At 43.5% G+C, this 23,471-nt stretch carries 15 protein-coding genes; 13 read left to right on the top strand and 2 right to left on the bottom strand.

Features of this window, described 5'->3' with window-relative positions:
• The first annotated feature begins 72 nt into the window (after positions 1–72).
• Both trxA and H8B21_RS07410 read left to right on the top strand, forming a co-directional pair.
• Complete coding sequence (gene trxA, locus H8B21_RS07415; protein WP_165292802.1) at positions 73–390, top strand: thioredoxin; 318 nt, start codon at positions 73–75, stop codon at positions 388–390.
• A gap of 113 nt (positions 391–503) precedes the next feature.
• Positions 504–1,067 (top strand): DUF4256 domain-containing protein, encoded by a 564-nt coding sequence (locus tag H8B21_RS07410; protein WP_190313169.1) that lies wholly within the window; start codon positions 504–506, stop codon positions 1,065–1,067.
• A 20-nt stretch (positions 1,068–1,087) separates the two neighbouring features.
• On the opposite strand, the gene H8B21_RS07405 is transcribed toward H8B21_RS07410, so the two are convergent.
• The gene (locus H8B21_RS07405; RefSeq protein WP_190313168.1) at positions 1,088–2,026 is read right to left on the bottom strand and encodes an SMP-30/gluconolactonase/LRE family protein; all 939 of its coding nucleotides are present in this window, start codon (positions 2,024–2,026) and stop codon (positions 1,088–1,090) included.
• A gap of 218 nt (positions 2,027–2,244) precedes the next feature.
• Between H8B21_RS07405 and H8B21_RS07400 the strand changes: the two genes are divergently transcribed.
• The 7 genes from H8B21_RS07400 (at position 2,245) to htpG (ending at position 13,184) form a co-directional block, all read left to right on the top strand.
• Positions 2,245–4,260 carry a TonB-dependent receptor plug domain-containing protein gene (locus H8B21_RS07400; RefSeq protein WP_190313167.1) on the top strand — a complete coding sequence of 672 codons (2,016 nt, stop codon included), beginning with the start codon at positions 2,245–2,247 and terminating at the stop codon, positions 4,258–4,260.
• Between the two features lie 44 nt (positions 4,261–4,304).
• The gene (locus tag H8B21_RS07395) at positions 4,305–5,378 is read left to right on the top strand and encodes an HmuY family protein (protein ID WP_190313166.1); all 1,074 of its coding nucleotides are present in this window, start codon (positions 4,305–4,307) and stop codon (positions 5,376–5,378) included.
• Positions 5,379–5,386: 8 nt separating this feature from the next.
• Positions 5,387–9,565 (top strand): cobaltochelatase subunit CobN, encoded by a 4,179-nt coding sequence (locus H8B21_RS07390; protein ID WP_190313165.1) that lies wholly within the window; start codon positions 5,387–5,389, stop codon positions 9,563–9,565.
• Positions 9,562–10,266: a hypothetical protein gene (locus H8B21_RS07385; RefSeq protein ID WP_190313164.1), complete on the top strand. Its 705-nt coding sequence runs from the start codon at positions 9,562–9,564 to the stop codon at positions 10,264–10,266. Before H8B21_RS07390 ends, H8B21_RS07385 begins: the two co-directional genes overlap by 4 nt.
• Positions 10,250–10,837, top strand: coding sequence for a MotA/TolQ/ExbB proton channel family protein (locus H8B21_RS07380; protein ID WP_190313163.1), 588 nt, complete (start codon positions 10,250–10,252; stop codon positions 10,835–10,837). The genes H8B21_RS07385 and H8B21_RS07380 overlap by 17 nt, the downstream gene beginning before the upstream one ends.
• Entirely contained in the window at positions 10,834–11,175 is a 342-nt protein-coding gene (locus tag H8B21_RS07375) for a DUF2149 domain-containing protein (protein WP_190313162.1), read from the top strand. Before H8B21_RS07380 ends, H8B21_RS07375 begins: the two co-directional genes overlap by 4 nt.
• A gap of 122 nt (positions 11,176–11,297) precedes the next feature.
• Positions 11,298–13,184, top strand: a complete 1,887-nt coding sequence (htpG, locus tag H8B21_RS07370) for a molecular chaperone HtpG (protein WP_190313161.1) — start codon at positions 11,298–11,300, stop codon at positions 13,182–13,184.
• Between the two features lie 33 nt (positions 13,185–13,217).
• Here the strand turns inward: htpG and H8B21_RS07365 are convergent, their stop codons facing one another.
• Positions 13,218–15,971 carry a substrate-binding domain-containing protein gene (locus H8B21_RS07365; protein WP_190313160.1) on the bottom strand — a complete coding sequence of 918 codons (2,754 nt, stop codon included), beginning with the start codon at positions 15,969–15,971 and terminating at the stop codon, positions 13,218–13,220.
• 294 nt (positions 15,972–16,265) lie between these two features.
• Between H8B21_RS07365 and H8B21_RS07360 the strand changes: the two genes are divergently transcribed.
• From H8B21_RS07360 to H8B21_RS07345, 4 genes are read left to right on the top strand one after another with little or no spacing between them, the layout of a single operon-like run.
• On the top strand, positions 16,266–17,594 hold the full coding sequence (locus tag H8B21_RS07360; RefSeq protein ID WP_190313159.1) for a sugar porter family MFS transporter: 1,329 nt from the start codon (positions 16,266–16,268) through the stop codon (positions 17,592–17,594).
• A 60-nt stretch (positions 17,595–17,654) separates the two neighbouring features.
• A complete protein-coding gene (locus H8B21_RS07355; RefSeq protein WP_190313158.1) occupies positions 17,655–18,596 on the top strand; it encodes a carbohydrate kinase family protein in 942 nt (313 codons plus the stop codon).
• 56 nt (positions 18,597–18,652) lie between these two features.
• Positions 18,653–21,736, top strand: coding sequence for a SusC/RagA family TonB-linked outer membrane protein (locus H8B21_RS07350; RefSeq protein WP_190313157.1), 3,084 nt, complete (start codon positions 18,653–18,655; stop codon positions 21,734–21,736).
• Positions 21,737–21,745: 9 nt separating this feature from the next.
• Complete coding sequence (locus H8B21_RS07345) at positions 21,746–23,467, top strand: RagB/SusD family nutrient uptake outer membrane protein (protein ID WP_223814902.1); 1,722 nt, start codon at positions 21,746–21,748, stop codon at positions 23,465–23,467.
• The last annotated feature ends 4 nt before the right edge of the window (positions 23,468–23,471 follow it).

Here is a 23,471-nt window from a genome sequence, read left to right as displayed (position 1 = left end):
AATGACGATTATCTATAGTCAAATTTCTATCTTTGTTTTATTACACAAGAGAAATCAGAAAAATTAAATATTATGGCATTAGAAATTACAGATAGCAATTTTGAAGAGCTTGTTCTTAAATCAGATAAACCTGTTCTAATTGATTTTTGGGCAGAATGGTGTGGCCCTTGCCGTATGGTTGGTCCCGTAGTAGACGAAATCGCGACAGAATATGAAGGACAAGCAGTAGTAGGAAAAGTAAATGTGGATAACAACCCGGACATTTCCGTTAAATATGGTATCCGCAATATTCCAGCTTTGTTATTCTTCAAAAACGGTGAAATTGTCGACAAGCAGATTGGTGCTGTACCAAAATCTGTTTTAGTAGAGAAATTGAGCAAACAGCTCTGAGTCTAAAAAAACTAAGGAAATAAAGCCGATTCTGATAGAAGGATCGGCTTTTTTAGCTTCTCTTAAAACAGATTTATTGTATATTCGTTTTTTCAATCAAATAGCGCTATACCATGAATAACAAAACAAAACTGTCTCAGGAACAAATAGAAGAACTTCTCGGCATCTTGAAAACACGGTTTGAGAAAAATAAAAATCGCCATCCCGATTTGGATTGGACAAAAATACAGGAAAAACTCGTCGCAAGCCCTAAAAAGCTTTGGTCACTTTATCAAATGGAAGAAACTGGTGGTGAACCAGATGTGATAGATTACAAGAAAGAAGCGGCTGAATATGTTTTTTGTGATTGTGCTGCGGAGAGTCCGAAAGGGCGAAGGAGTGTCTGTTACGATCCGGAAGCACTGGAGTCAAGAAAAGAACATAAACCCAAACATAGCGCAATAGGGATGGCTTCTGAAATGGGTATTGAACTTTTAACAGAAGAACAATATCGTGCACTACAAACACTTGGAAAGTTTGATACGAAGACTTCCAGTTGGGTATTGACACCAACCGCCATCCGAGAAAAAGGCGGCGCTATTTTCGGAGATTGGCGATACGGTCATGTATTTATTTACCACAATGGAGCAGAATCTTATTACGGTGCCCGTGGTTTTCGGGGAATATTGACGGTTTAAAGCCAATACATAGAAAGGTGTTATTTTAGTTTAATACGTAACACCTTTCCGCTATTCGTGATATACAATGTTTTCTCATCTGTAGATAAAGCGACATTGGAAGCGGCGTCATCCAATGCTATTTTGCCAAGTACTTTGCTTGTGCTGTCGAATATCCAAATGCCACCCGGACCGCTGGCATAAACGATTCCTTTGCTGTCTATTTTAAGCCCATCAGGTAATCCCTTTAATCCCTCTCGTTCATTCGTTGCGCTGTAAAATAATTTTGGCGTTACGACAGTATCCGCCAAATCCAATATATACCAATCCGCAGCATTAGGATCGGAATTACCGATCAATAGCTTCTGTTCATCCGGGAAAAATGCGATACCATTGGGTTTACTAATCTGATCGGTCAACAATATAATCTCGCCATTTTGTTTTACTTTATATACTCCGTTAAAAGGTATTTCTTTTTCAGGATCATCATCTCCCTGCGTTGGCAATCCGTAAGGCGGATCGGTGAAAAATAATTCACCAGCTTTATTGTAAACGGCGTCATTCGGACTACTGAGACGTTTACCATCATATTTATCGGCTAATGTTTCAAACGTAGCCTGAGGCTGCTGCAAGGGTGCATCCATTCGGGCAACTTGGCGGTTACCATGTTGGCATAACACCAAGTTTCCCGCCTTATCTAGTAATAAACCATTGCTACCGGGCTCTTTACGTCGGTTCGGCTCATCACCCGTATCGCCACTAGGTTTTAAATAAACTTCACTTCCCTTTTCGGCTGTCCATTTGTAAATGGTATTCGTGGGCACATCTGAGAATAAGAGCATTTGTTCGCTTTCCACCCATAGTGGCCCTTCATTCCATTCAAAGCCCTCGGCAATAATTTCTGCCGTCTCGGAGCTGTCGATAATAGCATCTAAAGCTACGTCATAGCGTACTACGCTACCGGTCGTATCGTATGTCATTTGTTCAGATTGTTGAGGATTATTACAGGAAAATGTCGTCAGTAAAATGCAGGGTATATAGGTGAACTTGACTGTAGAGATATCTTTTATGTATTGTTTTATTTCCATTTCTATGATTTCGTTGACGGTCTAAATTACAAAAAATATGAAGAAATAATAATGCAACTATGTTTCATTTGTTGTTTGTAATGTTTAATTTTGCAACAAAGTTTAATTTAGTGAAACATCTTTTATTCATTTTCTTTATTTATTTACCATGGACTGTTATGGCGCAAGAGGGTGGGGAGATCGATACCGTCGAGATAACTGGTACACGAGCCGCTCTGGAAGCACGCCGTTCCGTACATAATGTCAACGTGATCGAAGCAAACCGTATCCGCGCACAAGGTGCCGTTAACCTCACGGATCTGTTGGCGTCGCAAATGAATGTGCGGATAGTCAACGATAATGTAAACGGAGCCAATATTATGGTGCAGGGGCTTTCAGGACAAAATGTAAAAATTTTGCTGGATGGAATTCCCATTATAGCTGGAGAGAGTAACGAGCTGGATTTGAACCAGCTGAACCTTAACCACGCCGCCCGGGTGGAATTTGTGGAAAATGCGATGGCCGTGCAGTATGGTAGCAACGCCACTGCCGGAATCATCAACATCGTCACGAAAACGGCAGACGGCTTAGAGTCGATAGAGGGAAACCTTTCGGCATTTTATGAAAGCGTTGGAAAATACAACGTTGACGGTCTATTGGGTCTACGATTCCGCGACGACAGCCGTATGTCCGTCGCGTTAAGTAGAAACCAGTTCGAAGGTTTTTCATCGGTACGCCGTCCCCGTAGTAAGCTTTGGAACCCTTCGTTACAGTATTTCGGAAACTTCCGTTATACAAAACCACTCGGAAAGCTACAGTTAGGTCTAGCGCATAACCAGTTTTATGAGAATCAGATAAATAAGGGAGACCCGGATCCGGGTTATCTATATCGAACGACCAACGATGTCGAATTTATAACCAACCGATTTAACTCTGTTGTAACGCTTTCCGGAGAAGTGTTTAACAAATTCCGGATTGATGTGATGAACAGCTACCAACATTATAGTCGGGATAATCACGAGTACTTGATAAACTTGGCGGACGAAACGCGTAAAGAACTGAACGTAACGGATACTTGGTTTGGTAGTTATGCGTTTCGAGGAAATGCGGACTATCGACCTAATGAGGGACGAATAGCCTATTTGATGGGATATGACGTCAATCTAAATCGTTCCAAGGGATGGAATATCGATCCACTTGGTTCTGCTATCGATGATTATGGCGTGTATGGCGGTGTTGGATATTATGTAATGCCGTCGCTGTATGTACAGGGAGCGCTTCGTTGGATGCACAACTCGAAATTTAGTGCAGACAGTATCAATTTTCTTGGGATGGAATTACCCATCGTGCCTTCCATCAATATCAAATATGATATTGCGGATGTCGCAACCGTTCGCCTAGCCTATACCAAATCGTTCCGGGCACCTGGTTTACGCGAACTGTACTGGGATTTTCAAGACGCTAATCATAGTGTTAACGGTAATCCGGATCTGAAACCCGAATTGGCAGATAACGTGACGGCCTCCGCAACTTTTGCTTGGCAGCGCGGTCGTCATCGATTTGGCATATCGCCTATGTTCTACTACAATTACATCCAAGAAAAAATCGAGTTTGTGGACAAAGACCGATCAACGTTGCCGCCTGCCCGGCAGTATGTGAATGTGGCGATGATTTACCAGAATATTGCGCGTTTTCGGACTTACGGCGGGAACATCGGCTTCACTTATAGTTATAATAATCGATTTACGGTACGCCCTGCTATCGGTATGCTGATGCGCTCGGGTAGTAATTCGCACCATACGGTTTATCGAACACCCGAAGCCAATGCGACGGTCACGTACGCAGATAAATGGTCGAATATTGCGTTTTCCCTTTTCTACAAATATAACGGGCGGCTTTCCCGCTTCGGGCTTGATCGTGATGGTGAATTGCAGGATCGTATTCAAGAGGATTATCACCTGTTGGATTTCAGTATGGCGAGAAGTTTCGCTACGAAATGGTTCGCCACGGTTGGCGTTAAGAATATCGCCGGGGTAACAGAGGTGGAACAGACCACCAGAGGTGGTGTCAACAATACCGATTATAGTCCGCAGTTGCCTGTAGGGCAGGGCAGGCAGGCATTTTTTCGGATAACAAGACAACTGTAAAGTGAAATATTTTCAAGAAGAAATAAATTAAAAAAATAGAAATTATGAACGTAAACAAACTAAAAAGAGGAGCAATTGCCCTTCTTATCTTGGCAGCGATCACATCCTGCAAAAAGGATGACCCATTTACCCCGCTGGAACCCATCGAAGGTACGATCGTGGCAGAGGTAGGCGAGGAATTACGAAACCAGATTTATCTAGACCTCAGCGAAGGAAAAACGACTACCATCCCTGTAAACTCTTGGGATATAGCCTTTCAGAGCGAAGGTGGCTTTGCGGTGAAAGTAAATTCAGCCAAGAAATCCGGCGTATGGAACACCGGACAGACTAACTTTAACGCGGTTACGGCACCTTCGACGACGCCAGGCGCATTTAAATTTGATAACGCAGCAGATGAGTTGGGAGGTACGGCGATCGGCTCATGGGGAAACAATAGTGTGTCCGAAAAAACAGTGTATGTCATCGATCTCGGACTGAACCCGCCTTCGTCGACGACCGGCATTGGCTATAAGAAATTCATCATTGAGGGGCTTACTAATAATACCTATACAGTACGGTATGCCAACTTGGACGGTACCGGAGAGAGAACGGTTGAAATTCCGTTAAATAAAAATAAAAACTACACCTTTTACTCCTTCCAAACAAACGCGGTAGTGGAAATCGAACCCGATAAAGGAAAGTGGGATCTTCTGATCACAGGCTACACCCGTCCGGGAGGAGGGCCGCCGCCATTTAGTTTTGTTGTCGGTGTAGGCGCAATGGTCAATACGTATGGTGGTGTTCGGGTAGCTTTGGATAATCCGGGTGCACATTTGGAGGATACCGATAATCCCGAAGCGCCTGTTAACACTTTCCCATCGTCCAACAGCCGCTACGACGACATCACGGTTGCCGATTACACAGCGCTAGCCCCTTTAGACTATCAACTGGCAATTGGATCGGGTTGGTATCAGATTCTTCAACCACATCGTGACGGTAATTATAAAGTGTACGACTGGAAAACCTATATCGTCAAAGATGTGGATGGCCGGTATTTTAAAATGAGATTTATTGCCTACAAAGGTGGCCCCAATATCACCACCGGGTATCCAACCTTTGAGTACAAAGAGATTCAGTAATGCTAACGATGAAGCAATTTTTCAAAAAGCACAAACGGAAACTTCGGTGGATATTACCCTTGCTAGCCGTGGTTTTCACCTTGTATTTTCTGTATGCCAGATTTTTAGCACCAACCGCTATTGCATTTGTCCATTTCCCGGAATTCAGATTATCGGCTATTAGCAAGGCAAATGATAACCCGTTCATCCGAACCACCATATTATCGGAAGACGATCTAGATAAGGCGGGGAGATACAGTGCTGTTTTTATTTTCGGTCGTGGTTTTCATTTAGACGAGAGCCAACAACAACATTTGTTACGGGCAAGCAAAAAGGGGGTACCTATTTTTGTCGAGGGAGCCACCAATCCGGCGATGGATTTCACCAACCTGACCGGGGATAGATTGGAAGCTGTAAAAGGGTACCTAAATTACGGCGGCCTGCAAAATAACAAAAGCCTGCTTAATTATGCACGCAAGGTATTTGATGGGAAATCGCTGTTCACGGATGCCATCCTACCGCCCGAAGAAATAGACCGTGACGTACTGTTTCACATCGACGAGGCACTTACCTTCAAAAGCTTGGAAGCCTTTGAAGAATATGGGAAACAACAGGGTTTTATCAAGGAGCGTGCGCCTATAGTCGCACTGCTGACATCCGTTCCGGGGCCTTTCAATGCCAACCGCGACCACCTCAATAGCCTGATCACGGCTATGCATCACAAAGGTCTTAATGTATATCCGATTGCAGCATACGCCAGCCGTGCCAAATGGCTCAAGCAGTTGAAACCCGATTTGGTCGTAGCTATGCCACACGGTCGTTTCAGCCTGGGTGGAGCAGATAGTACCGTAGCTTGGCTACAGGAAAATAATACACCTGTACTGACGCCGCTGAGTGTCTTTGAACCGTACGACAAATGGCATGAAGATCCCCGTGGGATGACGGGAGGAATACTCAATATGTCCGTCACACTACCGGAGATTGATGGTGCCGTGGCGCCCTATGCTGTCATTGCGCAATACAGAGATGAAAACGGCTATCTGGCTTTTAAGGCGATTCCAGACCGATTGGAAAAGTTTGCCGATATGGTCGAAAAACAGATTGCGCTAAAACAGAAACCCAACAGGGATAAGAAAATAGCCATCTATTATTTTAAAGGTCCGGGCAAAAATGCGATGGTCGCTGCCAATTTGGAAGTCGTCAACAGCTTATACAATGTGCTCACACGGTTGAAAGCAGAAGGTTATCGGGTAGAAGAACTTCCAACGTCGGCAAAAGGGCTCGAAACGCTTATTCAGCAGAACGGTTCCGTACTAGGGCCGTACGCAGAAGGAAGTATGCAGGCATTTTTTGAAAAGGGAAAACCTGCACTCGTACCTGCTGCCGAGTACGAGAAATGGGCAAAAAAAGATTTAAGTCCACAACGTTGGCAAAGCGTAATCGACCGTTATGGGCCGGCACCGGGCGAATACATGGCGATGCGTAAGGGGGATACAGATTATGTGGCTGTCGCACGTATCCAATTAGGCAACGTTGTGCTGTTGCCACAGCCTATGGCGGGTATAGGGGATGACACGTTTAAAATGGTGCATGGCACAGACGAAGCGCCACCGCATACCTACATTGCCAGTTATCTTTGGTCTCGCCACGCATTTAACGCAGATGCTGTTATGCATTTCGGCACGCATGGAAGCCTGGAATTTACGCCTGGTAAGGAAATCGCGTTATCCAGTAATGACTGGCCGGATATGCTGATTGGCAATACGCCGCATTTCTACGTTTATACCATCTCCAATGTCGGCGAAGGGATGATCGCAAAGCGACGTACATACGCCACGCTCTTTAGCTACCTTACACCGCCTTTTATGAAAGGGGAAACGTACAATGAGCTGGCCGCATTGGAGCAGACGCTGCATAAATTTACCGCTTTAGAAGATCCGGCAGTGCAACATGCCTATGCAAAGTCTATATCAGATCGTGCACGAAAAATGGGTCTGTACAACGATATGCAGATAGCGGACAGTACGCGTGATCTTTCCGTGCAAGAAGTAAACCGTCTGGCGGAGCTCGTAGAAGAAATCGGCTCTGAAAAGGTGACTTCGGGTCTTTATACGCTGGGCGTGCCCTATACGGCGGAACAGCTAGATGCCACCGTACGTTTGATGGCAATCGATCCGATTGCGTATGGGCTGGCTAAACTCGGTGTACTTAAAGGTGCGATTCCTGCGGAACGATTAGAACAGAAGACATTTGTGAATACCAACTATACCAAGCGTGCAGAGGGAATTATAAAAGACTGGCAACAAGGTCGAAAAATTGCTTTATCGAATCTTGTTTCATCGGCGGATATGGTCCGGGCAGCTGCTTGGAAAGAACGACAAGCGGCACAGACAACACAAAGGAGACAGCGGCGTGGGCAAGGTGGCCCTCCTCCGGAGGTTGCTGCGGCATTAGCCAATGCGCAAAAGCCGGCAAAACCGCATGATCAAAAGGAAGCTGACTTTGCCGATGCTGTCAACCGTATAGAAACAGCGGTCAATTATTTAGATAGGTATCGCGAAGCCTTAAGCAGCAGTACCGAAAAAGAGCTGCAGGCTATCGTAAACGGACTAGGGGGAGGATATACACCACCGTCGTCCGGTGGCGACCCAATCGTTAATCCACAGAGTGTACCATCAGGGCGTAATCTATATTCCATCGATGCGGAGAAAACCCCATCGGCAGAAGCCTGGGAAGTGGGCAAGATGCAAGTTCGTTCGATGTTGGAGAAACATCAAGAGGCAAATCACGGTGAATACCCCAAAAAAGTAGCATTCACTTTGTGGGCGGGCGATTTTATCCATACCGAAGGGGCCATGCTGGCACAGATTTTTTATCTGTTGGGCATAGAACCTGTAAGGGATGCATTTGGTCGTGTGGCCGACGTGCGGTTGATGTCCGTTTCGGAACTTGGTCGTCCACGGGTGGATGTCGTCGTGCAAACTTCCGGTCAGTTGCGAGACCTCGCTGCGTCGCGTCTGGAACTGATTAATAAGGCAGTAGCGATGGCAGCGGCCGCCGATGATGAGGATAATCCGGTAAAGGCGGGTGCCAACCTAACGGAAAAGTTATTGAAAGAAAAAGGATTTTCCCCACGTGAAGCCAGGGAACTGGCAACACTACGTGTTTTCGGCGGTGTCAATGGCAGTTACGGTACCGGCATAACGGGAATGGTGGAAAAGGGCGATAGTTGGGAAGACCGCAGTGAAATTGCACAAACCTACTTAAATAACATGGGCGCCCTGTACAACGATGACAAGCACTGGGCTGATTTTAAAGAAGGGGTGTTTGAAGCTGCCCTGCAAAATACCGATGTGGTTATCCACCCACGTTCATCCAATACATGGGGTGCATTAAGTCTTGACCATGTGTATGAATTTGCCGGTGGGCTTAACATCGCCGTGCAAGAAGTGACGGGTAATGATCCGGCAGTGTACTTCAGTGATTCCCGTAATCCGTCCAACCCACGGGTACAGGAGTTAAAAGAAGCGATTTGGGTGGAGGCACGCAGTACGTTGCTCAACCCCAAATATGTCGGTGAATTGCTGCAAGGTAGTGCGTCTTCTGCGGAAGTGTTTGCAGAAACATTCCGCAATACGTACAGTTGGAACGTCATGAAGCCCGATGCGATAGATGCTGAACTTTGGAACCAGTTGCATGAAACGTATGTGCAGGACAAACTGCAATTAGGGGTGAAAACATTTTTTGACCGCGAAAACCCGTATGCGTTGCAGGAGCTGACGGCAGTCATGTTGGAAACAGTACGCAAAGGTCTTTGGCAACCTACCGGCCAACAATTAAAGGAAATAACAGACCTACATGTAGCGGAGATGAAGGATCATGGAGCGGGTTGCTCGGGATTTGTATGTGGTAATGCCGCGTTAAATAGATTTATCGCCGATAAGTTGCAGGGAAGCGATCGTACCGATTACGAGACGAGCTTGAAGGAAGCAAAAGAAATCCCGTCAAGCTCCGGTAGCGATAATGCCGATAACCAGGCTACTGTATTGAAAAAGGTAGATGAACAAACAGCCGATAAACGAAGTCAGGGAGATAAGCAAAGTAACATAGCCTCTGGCACGAAGTGGGTATTGGTTGCTGTAGTATTGTTAACGTTATTGGTACTGCTGATAGGGTATATCCGAAAAAAGAACAACGCTGAAAGATGATTTTTGAACTGTTGCTGCTGATTTTGATATGGAGTATGCTAAATACCATACTCCAATATGCGGATAATGTCTCTTTTTGGCCCTTAGCGGGCCTAACGTTAGCATCTACCGTATTTTGCTATGCGCTATATCCCACGGCTATCGAACAGAGTGTTCCGGTGTTAAAAAAACTACCCGAAGATCCACTTTGGTTACAGCGTATAGCGGTGTTCATCTTGGCGGAATTGCTGTTACGTTGGCTCATCGTGAACACCTCACTTCGGGCAGTATTGGGATATCCGGTCAAGAAATGGTGGCGTTGGCTACGGTACATTCCCATGCCCGGTTTGCCCGCTGCACTTTTTCTATTCCAGGTCTTACTCTTTTATGCGGACACGAATATAGCATTTGAGACATTGGCAATAGGATATGCAGTGGGTATCGCCATCGGGCTCGTATTATGTGGAGCGGCATTGCGTTGGTTGCTGCCTAATCGTGAACAACGATTGGAGTTAGCACAGGTGTTACTCATCATTACAGCAATCACTACCTGTATGCTGTCGGTCAACGTACAGTTTGATCAGTTGGGTGACACGGCTGATAAACTGGCAGATTATCGTCCGTTTGCCCTGTTAGTGATACTGGTGCTTATCGTAGGAGCATTGGGATATATAGGATCAATCGTTAGCATTAGAATAAAAAGAAATGGATTTTTTAAATAAACTGATTTATTGGATTTCCACCGGTTTTCTTGTACCAACGGTACTGTTACTGGTGTTTTTGTTTTTTCGAGCCCTGTTGTTGATTGGCTCATTTTATGGTTTCTATATGAACCGATTAAAAACGCGTCGTCGTATCGTTCCGTTAATTACCGGTTTAAATGGAGATAATGTACGGGAATTGGCGACGGATGGGTTACCTGCATCGTCTTTTAAAGAGGCGCTTTACCGAATTGTTGAAAACGCCCCATCGGAAGTCATCCGGGAAAAAGTCCTGACCGATTATGAGTTGCTTACACAGAAAGAACTCGATCTCGCGCGAACGCTTTCCAAAGTGGGACCTATTCTCGGGTTGATCGGTACGCTTATACCGATACAGCCGGCGCTTGTAGGGTTGAGTAACGGCGACCTGACGTCTATTGCTAAAAATATGCAGGAGGGGTTTGCTTCGACGATTATTGGTCTTATCATTGGCGGAGTCGGCTTTATCATACTCCAAATAAAACAACGCTGGTACAACGAAGATCTTGCGGATTTGGAATTTATTCACGAATTAATCAGTGAGAAACGATGAGGAACAAGAGAAGAAAGAGACGTTTTAGACGGACAGATGATGAAGCATTGGATCCTATCGCTGCTGTAGCAAACCTGTTTGATTTTTCCCTCGTATTTGCTGTAGCACTGATGGTGGCATTGGTAACCCGCTATGGAATGTCCGAAATATTGAGCCAGGAGGATTTCAGCATGATAAAGAATCCCGGTAAGGATAATATGGAAATCATCACTAAAAAAGGTGATAAAGTAGAAAAATACCGTGCCGATAGTAATGAAGAAGCTGGGGGAAGCAAAGGGAAAAAGATTGGTACAGCTTATCAACTGGACAACGGTGAAATTATTTATATACCGGATTAGAAAATTGTGCCAAAAATTAGTTTTTCTTGTTCTAAAACTGTCATCCTGTCCTAAAAAAGACAAATGGAATACTCCTTGATAAAGCTGTTACTGATTTTTTATAGACAAAAACTAAAAGATATATGCAAGAAAAAGGTAGTATTTCGATCCATACCGAGAATATTTTTCCGGTGATCAAAAAGTTTCTTTATTCGGATAATGAAATCTTTTTACGGGAGTTGGTCTCCAACGCTGTGGATGCGTCTCAAAAGATAAAGAGATTATCTTCTTTGGGACAGTTTCAAGGTACACTTGGTGATCTGACTGTAGACGTGAAGTTTGACGAAAATGCAAAAACGATTACTATTTCCGACCGTGGTATCGGGATGACGGCAGAGGAAATTAAAAAATACATCAACCAGATAGCATTTTCGGGTGCTACGGAGTTTATGGAGAAATTTAAAGAAGCAAACGATGCCAACGAGATTATCGGTCGTTTTGGTCTCGGCTTCTATTCCGCTTTTATGGTAGCAGATAAAGTGGAAATTCAATCTTTGTCATACCAAGATGGAGCTGTTCCGGCACACTGGACTTGTGACGGAAGTACTTCTTACGAGATCAGTGAAGGTACGCGCACCGAACGTGGTACTGATGTCATTCTCCATATCAATGAAGAATCGCAAGAGTTTTTGAACGAAGGCCGTTTAAGCGAGATTTTGAATAAATATGCGCGCTTCTTACCTGTTCCTGTACGGTTTGGAACAAAAACAGAATCGGAACCCGATGGGGAAGACGAAGAAGGTAAGCCAAAATATAAATCGATAGAAGTTGATAATATTATCAATAATACAACACCGGCATGGACGAAAGCACCATCGGAGTTAAAAGATGAAGATTATTTAGCCTTCTATCGCGAGCTGTATCCTTATTCGATGGACGAACCTTTGTTCTGGATTCATCTTAATGTTGACTATCCATTTAACTTAACGGGTATTCTGTATTTCCCGAAAGTAAAGAACGAAATGGACATTCAGCGGAATAAAATTCAGTTGTATTCCCGCCAGGTATTCATTACCGACGAGGTGAAAGACATCGTACCGGAATTTCTGATGTTGCTGCAAGGTGTTATCGACTCACCAGATATTCCATTGAACGTATCGCGTTCTTTCCTACAGGCAGATAGCAACGTGAAGAAGATTAACAATTACATCACGAAGAAAGTTGCCGATAAACTGAATGAGATATTTAAAGCTGACCGTAAAAACTTTGAACAGAAATGGAACGATATAGCGCTCTTTATCAAATACGGTATGCTGAGCGATGAAAAGTTTGCTGAAAAAGCTAACGATTTCTGTCTGTTGTCTAATATGGACAAAGAGAGCTTTACGCTGAAAGAATACTACGAAAAAGTAAAAGACATTCAAGTCGATAAAGATGGGAATATTGTGTACTTATATACTAATGATCCATCACAACAGGATGGCTTTATCGCTTCGGTGAAAGAGAAAGGTTACGATGTATTGGTACTGGATGGTCAATTGGACAACCATTTCGTGGGATATTTGGAACAAAAAGGCGGCGAAAAAATCCAGGCAAAACGTGTAGATGCGGATGTTGTTGACAAATTGATTCAGAAAGAGGAAACACAGACGTTATCCTTATCGGAAGAAGAATCTAAGAAAGCATCCGATATTTTTGAGAAAGCGATTTCCAGAGCCGACATGAAAGTGGAAGTTGATGCCCTACACACGGACGGCCTCCCGGTTTCGGTTACGGAAGACGAGTTTATGCGCCGGATGAAAGACATGGCAAAAACAGGAGGAGGCATGGGCTTCTACGGCACATTGCCTGATAATTATAAAGTGACCGTCAATGGAAACCACCCGTTGATAAAACGAATTTTGGAAAGTTCCGAAGAGGAGGGAACACAACTCGCGAAACAGGCTTTTGATTTAGCCTTATTATCTCGTGGTTTGTTAAAAGGTGCGGATTTGACATCCTTTATCAAACGTAGCGTTGGGATGATTTAATAATATATGGGTTGGCCGTTGGTCAACCCATTATTATTTCAGCTTGTCCTTTCTATATGCCGTTGGCGTAATACCAAATTGTTTTTTGAAAGCTGCAGCGAAATAGGCCGCTGAGGAAAAACCTACTTTTTCAGCCACTTCATTGATATGCAGCCCTTCCAGTAAAAGGTGTTTGGATTTGGTTAAACGACGTTGGAGAAGGTATTCATTTACACTACTGTTCAATAGGGTCTTGGTTTTGCGGTACAGCTGTACGCGGGAGATATTCAGCGAATGTGCAATATCTTCTACACTGAGTGATTTTTTTCCGATATGTTCCTCGATAACCATATCTAAACTTTGCATAAACCGCTTATCCTGTGCAGTATGTTGTTTTATATCCGTTGCCGTTTCTCCCGGCTCTAAAATGCTGGTGTAATGATCTTTCAGTTGTCGACGGGAAGTAAGGAGGTTGGTTATCACGGCTTTTAAATGGTCGACATTAAAAGGTTTGGTAAGGTATGCATCTGCCATCAGGCGCATTCCCTCAATTTTATCTTCTTCCGTATCCAACGCGCTCAGCAATAGTACCGGGGTTTTATTAAACTGTGGGCTGTTTTTGATCATTTTTAAGAGATCTAAACCACTTCCATCGGGCAACATGATGTCACTCACAATTAGATCCGGGTAACTTTGTTCCATTTTTGCAATAGCGTCCAAATAGCTTTTGGCAAATAGCAGGTTATATTCCTTTTCGAGAATATCCTTCAAGAACAGACGGATATCCGGATGGTCATCAACAACCAGAATATTAGCCGCTTTACTGGAATAAAAAGAAACGGTTTCCTCGTTAAGCTCCTCTATATTTAAGATGTGCTCCTCACGTTCTGTTTGCCGTGTAGAAGTATGGTCTAACAAACCTTTCTTTTCGTCTTCTGATAAATGTAAATGTCCCGTAGGCAAACGTAACGTAAACGACGAGCCGACCCCTTTTTTACTACTAACGGTCACTTGTCCGTGATGAAGTTCAACAATCTCCTTTACATAGGCCAAACCAATACCCGAACCAGAAAGATGCTGTTCACCTTGATAAAAATTGTCAAAGATATAGTCCATGTCCGTAACGGATATCCCACTTCCGTTATCGACTACCCGGATGTATAAATGATCCCCAAAGGTATTTTCTTCTACAACGACACTAATCTTTCCCCCTGTTGCCGTGAATTTAAATGCGTTTGATAACAGGTTGGAAAGTGCCTGTTCCATTAGATACTCATCAATCCAGATTTCTTTGAGTGGTGTTTTGCTGATATAGCTTAACGATATACGTTTTTTTTGCGATAAGGATTTAAAACTTGCCAATACCTGCTGAACAAACGCGTCAATCTGTACAGGAGCAGCCTTTAACTTTCTTTTGGCCTTGTCAATGCGGTGAATGTCAATCAGATCGATAACGAGGTTTTGGAGTTTCTTTGCATTCCGTTTTATACGTGCCAGTTGGTCTGCACCTTCAGAAGATAAATTTTTCTCTTTCTCCAATTCCTCCATAGGAGCAAGGATAAGCGTAAGCGGTGTCTTAAATTCGTGGGATACATTCGTGAAAAACTTGCTTTGCGCTTCGGAAGCAGTTCGTATCTGTTCATTCATCTCCACAATTTGCTGCTGTTGGGAAAGTATCTCCTCGTTTTGTTTTTCAAGATGCTTATTTTTCTCCCAGTTGCTTTTGATAACGATAATTGAAATCCCCCCGAATACCACCGCCAGTACCAAGCTTGTTATCAAGACATTCAATGTCGTCTGTTGGTTTCGGTATATTTTATTTTGTTCGACGATAAGCTCTTGCCGTTTGTCTATATCCTCTTGTTGTTCCTGTATTTTGTTAGATTGCAGCATCATGAGTCCTGCGTTATCTTGATTGATGACAACTGTTCCCAGGATATTATCCCGTTTATAGGGTTTGCGTTGCAAAATAGCCATTGCAGTGCGAATAGCCTCCGTGCCACCAGTAGGATAGAGCATGGAAGCGAACAACGTTCCGTTGACAATTTCCGATAATCCATTGCCTTCGCCAGGAAGAGCATCAATACCGATAACCCTTTTATAGTTTTCCCCCGCTTCCCGGAGTGCTTGGATGACACCAAAAGCCATCTGGTCATTAAAAGCCAGGATAATATCTTGCTCAAGAAGTTGTTCAATATGCTGTTTGGATTGTTCATAAGCAGTATGTCTTTCCCAGTCACTTTGTATTTCAACACCCAGACGAACATTGCCTGCACTATCTAACGCATCGAGTAATCCTTTCTTCCTTTCAATAGATGCCGATGTACCTTTCAGCCCTGTGACGATACCTATTTGTCCCTGTCCGTTGAGTGTGTGCGCCATAAACTGTCCAGCTAGTTTACCAATCGCAAGATTATCTGCCCCAACATACGCGTTGTATAAACCGGAGGATGTTTTGCGGTCGGTGACAATTACCGGAATATTTTTTTGAAAAACGGAATCGACAATCGGCGTCAATGGTTCGGCTTCATTGGGCGACACAATGAGTAGATCGATATCTTGTTCGAGTACCTCTTTTATTTGCTGTATTTGCTTTTGGTTATCTCCACCGGCGTCACGGTAGATAAATTCGATATCCGGATAGAAAGAGAGCTCCCTTTTCATCTCATCCAACATGGTTTCCCGCCAAGCGTCATCACCGATACATTGTGAAAAAGCGATGGTAAACTGCGTATTATTTCCACTCGGCTGACAGGCATGACAGCATAGAAGCATCACGAAAGCAAAAAAAATGTAAAACCTTGACATCCCCTGTTTTGAATTTTCTTGACAAGATACATCTTTTTGTTTTTTCCTAACAGAACAACAAAGCTTAGTGTTTAAAATACACATTTTATCGACTGTTTCGATAGGTAACATCATCTAAAGAAATGGTACAAAATTCATATCCTCAAATATTTATTAAAATTTTAATTCATTGATACATAATAGTTTGATCAATTATTATCGTTGATACAAATTTGATATAATTAAGTTAGCCATTATTTAAGCAGAGATGAAGTTCATGTTAATTTTGGATTAATCAGTTGTAAATAAAGTAACATGAACAAAAACACAGTTTTGGCCTGGTCATTCGTAGTGGCGTTAGGCGGATTTTTATTCGGCTTTGATACGGCCGTTATCTCGGGCGCAGAAAAAGCCGTTCAGATATTTTGGTCGCTCAGCGAATTTCAACACGGGCTGACGATGGCAATAGCCTTAATAGGCACGGTTGCCGGTGCGGCAATGGGCGCTTACCCTTCTGATAAATTGGGTCGTAAAACCACCTTATTTCTCGTAGCAGCACTTTATTTTTTCTCAGCGATTGGGACTGCTTTAGCACAAGATTGGAATACCTTTATCCTTTTCCGTTTTTTAGGCGGTATTGGAGTAGGCGTATCGTCCGTAACCGCACCCATATACATATCAGAGATTTCTCCAGCCAAATCGCGAGGGAAATTGGTGGGATTATTTCAGTTCAACGTAGTGTTAGGAATATTGGTTGCATACCTGTCCAATTATTTTATAGGACAAGGAGGAGAAGAGTCGTGGCGTTGGATGCTTGGCGTACAAGCTTTTCCATCCCTCATTTTCTTTATTTTGATCTTTTTTGTACCAGAAAGCCCACGTTGGCTTCTATTACACCGTGGAAAAAAAGAAGAAGCTACGGCTATTATGCAGAAGGTAAGCGGAGAGCAGGCAGATAACGATATCGAATTAATATTGAAAAACCAGCAAGAGAGCCAAGGTAAAGGAGAAGGCCGTTTGTTTTCGAAAGCTAATCGTTTTCCGGTAATATTAGCGATTCTATTCGCCGTATTCAATCAAGTATCAGGCATTAATGCGATTATTTATTATGCACCGCGTGTATTCGAGATGGCAGGTTTGGGTGCGCAAAGCTCGTTGTTATCTACGGTAGGCATAGGTTTGGTTAACTTTATCTTTACGTTAATAGCCATCAACTTTATTGATAAGGTCGGCCGACGTAAGCTGATGTTCATTGGCTCCATCGGATTAATCGTGTCACTATCGTTGGTATCTTATGCCTTTTTTTCCGGTAATACAGAAGGTATTGCTGTCACCCTTTATCTCATGTTTTTTATTGCCTTTTTTGCCTTCTCACAAGGAGCCGTTATCTGGGTATTTATCTCTGAGATTTTTCCGAACGATGTTCGGGCAAAAGGGCAAACCCTTGGCAGTTTAACCCACTGGGTAATGGCGGCTATTATCACATTCAGCTTTCCTGCACTTACTGAATTATTGGGTGGGGGATATACGTTTATGATTTTTGCTGGATGTATGGTTTTACAGCTCGTATATGTTTGGAAATTGATGCCCGAAACCAAAGGGAAATCGCTTGAGGATATGGGAGATGCGATGCCATTACATTAATTGGATGCAATTATTCTGTTATGCTAAGCATGACAGAGAAGAATTAATCACGTTAAAACAATGAAGAACGAAATATTAAATATCAGCGGTGTTTGTTTCGGAGAAGTGCTTTGGGACAATCTACCTTCTGGACGAAAATTAGGAGGTGCACCACTCAATGTCGCGTATCACCTAAATAAGCTAGGTATTCATACGGATATGCTGACGCGTGTAGGCGAGGATAAAGACGGAGAGGATATTATGACGCTATGTGCCGAATTGGCTATACCCTTAACGCTTTTCCAGAAAAATAATAAATATCCAACATCGACAGTAGAAGTCCATATCGATGAAAACAAGGATGTACGTTACGAAATCGTGTTTCCTGTTGCCTGGGATTATATTACGTTAGGCGAAAAAGAAATAGAAACGGTAAGCCAAGCAGATTTTTTTGTATTCGGTAGCTTGTCTACACGTAATAATGACAGTTACCAAACGCTTCAAACCTTAATACACGTAGCGAATTACAAAGTGTTGGATGTCAACTTGCGCGCACCGCATTATACGAAGGAACGCATCTTTGAATTACTCTATTATGCTGATCTGGTGAAGATGAACGAAGAGGAGTTGGGTTTTGTAGCAACTTGGTTGGAGTTGCCAGATACCGATACGGATGCCGCAAAAGCGGAAGCCGTCATGACCACCTTTAACATCAATGAGCTTATCGTAACCTATGGAGCGAAAGGCGCTATCTATCATTCTTGGTTGGGAAAATTCTCCTACCATTTTCCAGCATTAAGAGTTGAAGTGAAAGATACTATTGGTAGTGGTGATTCTTTTCTGGCAGCATTTCTGTCGCAGCGTTGCCGCGAGGATAAACAGGCAACACCGGAAGAAATGTTGGAGTTTGCCACAACGTTAAGCGCCTTTGTTACGCAGAGTACGGGAGCATGTCCGAGTTACGACGCGCCTACTATCAATAGGTTTGTATGGTTAAATTCTTTAGATAACACCAAATATTAAACACGCTAATAAACAATAAACTTAAATATTTTATTCATTAACAAGCAACCGATTATATGTTTACAAGAAAGAAAGCAATCCTGCTTTTGTACATGGTTCTTTTTTCTGTTGCCAGCTTTGCACAGCAGGTAACACTTCAAGGAAGAGTGACAGATAGCAGTACAGAAGTGCCCATAGTGGGCGCATCTTTAGTGGTCAGAGGAACGGAGCAGGCGACACAGACAAATGAAAAAGGAGAATTCACGTTGGTGTTACCAAACGATAATGTTTCCCTCGAAGTATCCTATGTAGGATACGAGTCGCAGACCATTGCCACAGGAACCGCAAGATTTATGGAGATTCGTTTGGTCAGTGTAGAGCAGGGACTAGAAGAAGTCGTGGTTACGGGCTATCAGACCGAACGCAAGAAGGATCTGACCGGAGCAGTGCACATTGCCGATGTAGACGAAATGAAAAAACAGACGGTGGCAAATCCCATGAAAGCCCTTCAAGGACAAGTACCGGGCATGTTGGTTACCGGAAACGGTGCTCCAAGTTCGCCAACTACCATCCGTATTCGTGGTATTGGTACACTGAACAACAACGATCCATTATATATCATAGATGGTGTTCCGACAAAAGCTGGTATGCACGAACTAAATCAAGCAGATATCGAATCCATCCAAGTATTGAAAGATGCGTCTTCAGCCAGTATCTATGGCTCGAGAGCAGCAAACGGTGTGATTATTATCACGACAAAACGTGGTAAACAAGGTGGAGTACAGGTGTCCGCGAACGCTTTTGGGGCTATATCTTCCTATGTAAACCGCGTAAAAATGCTAGATACCGAGGGATATGGGCAAGTACAGTGGCGGGCGTATGTCAATAGTGGTTTTGATCCGAATACCAATACCATTGGCTATGATTACGATTGGAACATAGATCCAAACACCACGCAGCCGGTTCTTCATAAAATGTACGTTCCAAATTATCTGGATGCGGCGCAAACCATGAAATCCGCAAATACCGATTGGTTTGATGAGATTTCACAAACAGGTGTAGTGCAGAACTACGATGTACAGCTATCAAACGGAACAGAAAACGGAAGCTATTTATTTTCATTGGGATATTATGATAATAAGGGCGTGATTCGTACCAACGGTTTTGATCGCATTTCGGCGCGTCTGAACTCCGATTATAAGCTCTTTCAAGGGAAAGTGACCATCGGGCAAAACCTGAGCCTTACCAAAACGAGTGAGGTGAGCAATACGCCGATATACAATGCATTTGTAGGTTTACCCATTATTCCGGTCCGTACAGTGGACGGACGAGGATGGGGTGGTCCTGTTGCCGGCATGAACGATAGGCAGAACCCGGTTCGCGAACTTGAAGATAGCAAACAGAACGGTTATCATTTCTCACGCATATTCGGAAACTTTTTTGCTGACGTACAGCTGATGCCTAATTTGACGTTCCGTTCGAATTTTGGTATTGACTATGGTAATTATACGCGTCGTGCCTGGGACAAGCGCTATCAATCCGGTTATCTGGAAAGCGACATCAATAAAGTCATAAATGACCAAAGCCACAGTGTAAAAACGAACTGGTCGAATACATTGAATTATAATTTGGTAAAAGACGATCACCGCTTGGATGTGATGGTCGGTACAGAATATAATATCGACGATTTTAGTTCCTTTATGGCATCCCGGGAGGGCTATATATTAGAAGATGAAGATTACATGTACCTGTCTGCAGGAACGGGGATCAAAGACAATTCCGGATCTGGTTCCAGAAGTGTGTTGTTGTCGTATTTTGCCAAAGCGAATTATTCCTATTTAGATCGTTATCTGGCTTCCGTTACAATGCGTCGCGATGGATCATCCCGTTTTGGCCAAGAAAATAGATTCGGAACATTCCCTGCCTTTTCATTGGGTTGGCGTATCAGTGAAGAATCCTTCCTGAAAGAAAAGGTCACTGCTATGGACGATCTAAAACTACGTTTCGGATGGGGTAGAACAGGTAATCAAGAAATTGATAACCACGCCATTTACAATATCTATTTAAGTGCCTATAATATTACCGCGTATGATATCAATGGCAACAAGTCTGGCGTGCTTCCTTCCGGCTATTTCCTTTCGCAGAATGCAAATCCGAACTTACGTTGGGAAGAAACAGAGATGAGTAACCTCGGTTTGGATTTCACGTTTTTCGGGCAAAAATTGTACGGTAGTGTCGATGCCTATATGAAACGGACGAAAGACATCCTGCTCCTGCCGCCATATTTAGGGGTACTGGGTGAAGGTGGAAACATGTGGGTAAATGGCGCATCTATGGAAAACAAGGGGCTTGAATTTGTGATTGGATACAAAAGCCGCATAGGTGATGACTTGACATTCGATATTACCGGTAATATGGACTTTGTGCGCAATAAAGTTACACACCTACCGCCGGAAGTCGTTAATGAGTACGGTGGTGACGGTCGTGGACAAAATATTTTGGGCAGAGCTTTTGGTTCGCACTTTGGTTATGTTGCCGATGGTATTTTCCGTACGGAGGAAGAATTAGATAATGGTATACAGCAAAATGGGAAAGGTCTGGGACGTATTCGCTACCAGGACTTAAACGGCGACGGGGTGATCAATGATTATGACCGCACGTGGATCGGCGTGCCTATCCCACGTATCAATTACGGTTTGAATGTTGCCATGGACTACAAACAATTCGATTTATCATTCTTCTTGCAAGGAGTGGGCAAAATGGATGTGTATAACGACTTCAAGAAATTCACCCATTTCTGGTCTGTAGCCGAATCCGCTTCTAACAAAGGCGCTGCCTTATTAGGCGCTTGGACACCCGATAATCCCAATTCGGATATTCCAGCTGTTTCATTGACAGACGATAACTGGGAAGCTCGATCATCTACTTATTATATAGAAAATGGCGCATATTTGAAGCTACGCAACGCGCAGTTTGGTTATACTTTTAATCAAAAGATGCTGGAGCGCATAAAATTACAATCGTTGCGTGTATATATAGGTGGTGATAATCTAGGTATCCTCTACAAATCGAAATCGTTTACCGGCCTAGATCCAGAAACACCGGGTTTCGGTTATCCTAACCCAATGGTCTGGACAGCAGGCTTAAATCTTAAATTTTAAACCTTAGCAATGATGAATATTAATAAATTTAAATATAGTAGCAAATTATTTGCTCTCTTGGCATCCGCATTATTGATGGCATCCTGTAACGATATGTTGGAAATAGGACCGAGAGGAGTGCTCAATGAAGACCAGGTATCTTCCCCTGAAGAGGTAGATGGTTTTGTAATAGCCGCCTATTCCCAATTGGGAAATGATGAGATCAACCGGGCTTTCAGTATGTATCAGTACGGCAATGTACGTGCAGACGATGCCTATAAAGGTGGCGGAGGAATCAACGACGGAGACGTATTTCATTTTATGGAAACATTTGTGACATCGCGTCCCGATCAATGGAATTACGACGGTATCTGGTTCAATATTTATGTTGGGATTCGCCGCGCGAATGAAGGATTGCGTATCATGAACAATCTTACCGAACAGGAGTACCCGTTGCTGCTCACCCGTCAAGCGGAACTACGCTTTTTAAGAGGATATTGGTACTTGATGTTGGAGAATCTTTTCAAGAATATCCCTTATATTGACGAAAATGTACCGGCGAGTGATTACGGAACGATATCGAACCGGGAGTTCACACGCGATGAAATTTTGGAAAAGATCGCGGCAGATTTTTCTTTTGCAACCGAACATTTACCCGAAAGGCAGGAACAGATAGGACGTGCCGATAAATATGCCGCTTATGCTTTCTTGGCGAAAACACGACTGTATCAAGCGTATAAACAGGATGAGAACCATGCGGTAGTTTCTATTGATAGGCCCCTATTGGAAGAAGTATTGAAAGCGACGGAACCGGTTTTAAGTTCCCCATATGGACTGGAAGACGATTTTGCCAACAATTTCTTACCCGGCAGCTACGAAAATGGAAAAGAATCGATCATGGCCGTTCAGTTCTCAAGCAACGACGGAGCCGGACGTGGACGTGTAAATTTTGGTGATATGCTTACCGCTCCGCAAGGTTTGGGATGCTGTGATTTTCACAAACCATCGCAAACACTGGTGAATGCCTTCCATACGAATCAAGCTGGAGTACCTTTACTCGATAATTACAATAATGGCAATGTTGATTTTGCCGTGCATACGGTAGATCCACGATTGGATCATACCGTGTCGCGCCCAGGTGTGCCGTGGAAATATGAGCCGGCGCACATGGTAACGAATGAATGGAGTCGTGCTATTCCGATCTATGGTGCTTATAATTCGATGAAAGAAAATGTTTCCCCCGATTGTGATTGCTTTATCAATATCCCGCCCTTTTACAGTAATACAAAAACGAGGATTATGATCCGTTATGCCGACGTGCTGCTATTGCGTGCAGAAGCGTTGATTGAATTGGGGCGGCATACGGAAGCCTTGCCATTGATTAATCAGTTGCGCGAGCGTGCGGCAAGCAGTACCACCCGTTTAAAGATGGACGATGGTACACCGATATCCCGCTATTTGGTAAGACCTTACGTAGACGGTGAAAATATACAGTGGACTTTGGAAAATGCCCGCAAAGCGTTACGTTTCGAACGTCGTTTGGAATTGGCATTGGAAGGAAGCCGCTTCTTTGACTTAATACGCTGGGGTATTGCCGATCAGGAAATGAACAGCTTCTTTGAACATGAACGTAGTACAAGAACGATTTATCAATCCGCACGTTTCACCAAAGGCAGGGATGAGTTTCTTCCGATTCCACAGAATCAAATCTTTTGGAGTATGAATCTATACGAGCAAAATCCAAGGTATTAGTGTA

The sequence above is a fragment of the Sphingobacterium chuzhouense genome, from assembly GCF_014692525.1.
Taxonomy (GTDB): Bacteria; Bacteroidota; Bacteroidia; order Sphingobacteriales; family Sphingobacteriaceae; genus Sphingobacterium; species Sphingobacterium chuzhouense.
Note: the sequence above shows the minus strand (reverse complement) of the source record. Positions and strands in the feature narration are given on the sequence as shown.

Coding starts and splice junctions, on each gene's coding strand:
- H8B21_RS07380 (WP_190313163.1), top strand. CDS start 10,250: ATGGATTTTTTAAATAAACTGATTTATTGGATTTCCACCGGTTTTCTT.
- H8B21_RS07360 (WP_190313159.1), top strand. CDS start 16,266: ATGAACAAAAACACAGTTTTGGCCTGGTCATTCGTAGTGGCGTTAGGC.
- H8B21_RS07365 (WP_190313160.1), bottom strand. CDS start 15,971: ATGTCAAGGTTTTACATTTTTTTTGCTTTCGTGATGCTTCTATGCTGT.
- H8B21_RS07385 (WP_190313164.1), top strand. CDS start 9,562: ATGATTTTTGAACTGTTGCTGCTGATTTTGATATGGAGTATGCTAAAT.
- H8B21_RS07410 (WP_190313169.1), top strand. CDS start 504: ATGAATAACAAAACAAAACTGTCTCAGGAACAAATAGAAGAACTTCTC.
- H8B21_RS07345 (WP_223814902.1), top strand. CDS start 21,746: ATGATGAATATTAATAAATTTAAATATAGTAGCAAATTATTTGCTCTC.
- trxA (WP_165292802.1), top strand. CDS start 73: ATGGCATTAGAAATTACAGATAGCAATTTTGAAGAGCTTGTTCTTAAA.
- H8B21_RS07405 (WP_190313168.1), bottom strand. CDS start 2,026: ATGACATACGATACGACCGGTAGCGTAGTACGCTATGACGTAGCTTTA.
- H8B21_RS07355 (WP_190313158.1), top strand. CDS start 17,655: ATGAAGAACGAAATATTAAATATCAGCGGTGTTTGTTTCGGAGAAGTG.
- H8B21_RS07375 (WP_190313162.1), top strand. CDS start 10,834: ATGAGGAACAAGAGAAGAAAGAGACGTTTTAGACGGACAGATGATGAA.
- H8B21_RS07395 (WP_190313166.1), top strand. CDS start 4,305: ATGAACGTAAACAAACTAAAAAGAGGAGCAATTGCCCTTCTTATCTTG.
- H8B21_RS07350 (WP_190313157.1), top strand. CDS start 18,653: ATGTTTACAAGAAAGAAAGCAATCCTGCTTTTGTACATGGTTCTTTTT.
- htpG (WP_190313161.1), top strand. CDS start 11,298: ATGCAAGAAAAAGGTAGTATTTCGATCCATACCGAGAATATTTTTCCG.
- H8B21_RS07390 (WP_190313165.1), top strand. CDS start 5,387: ATGAAGCAATTTTTCAAAAAGCACAAACGGAAACTTCGGTGGATATTA.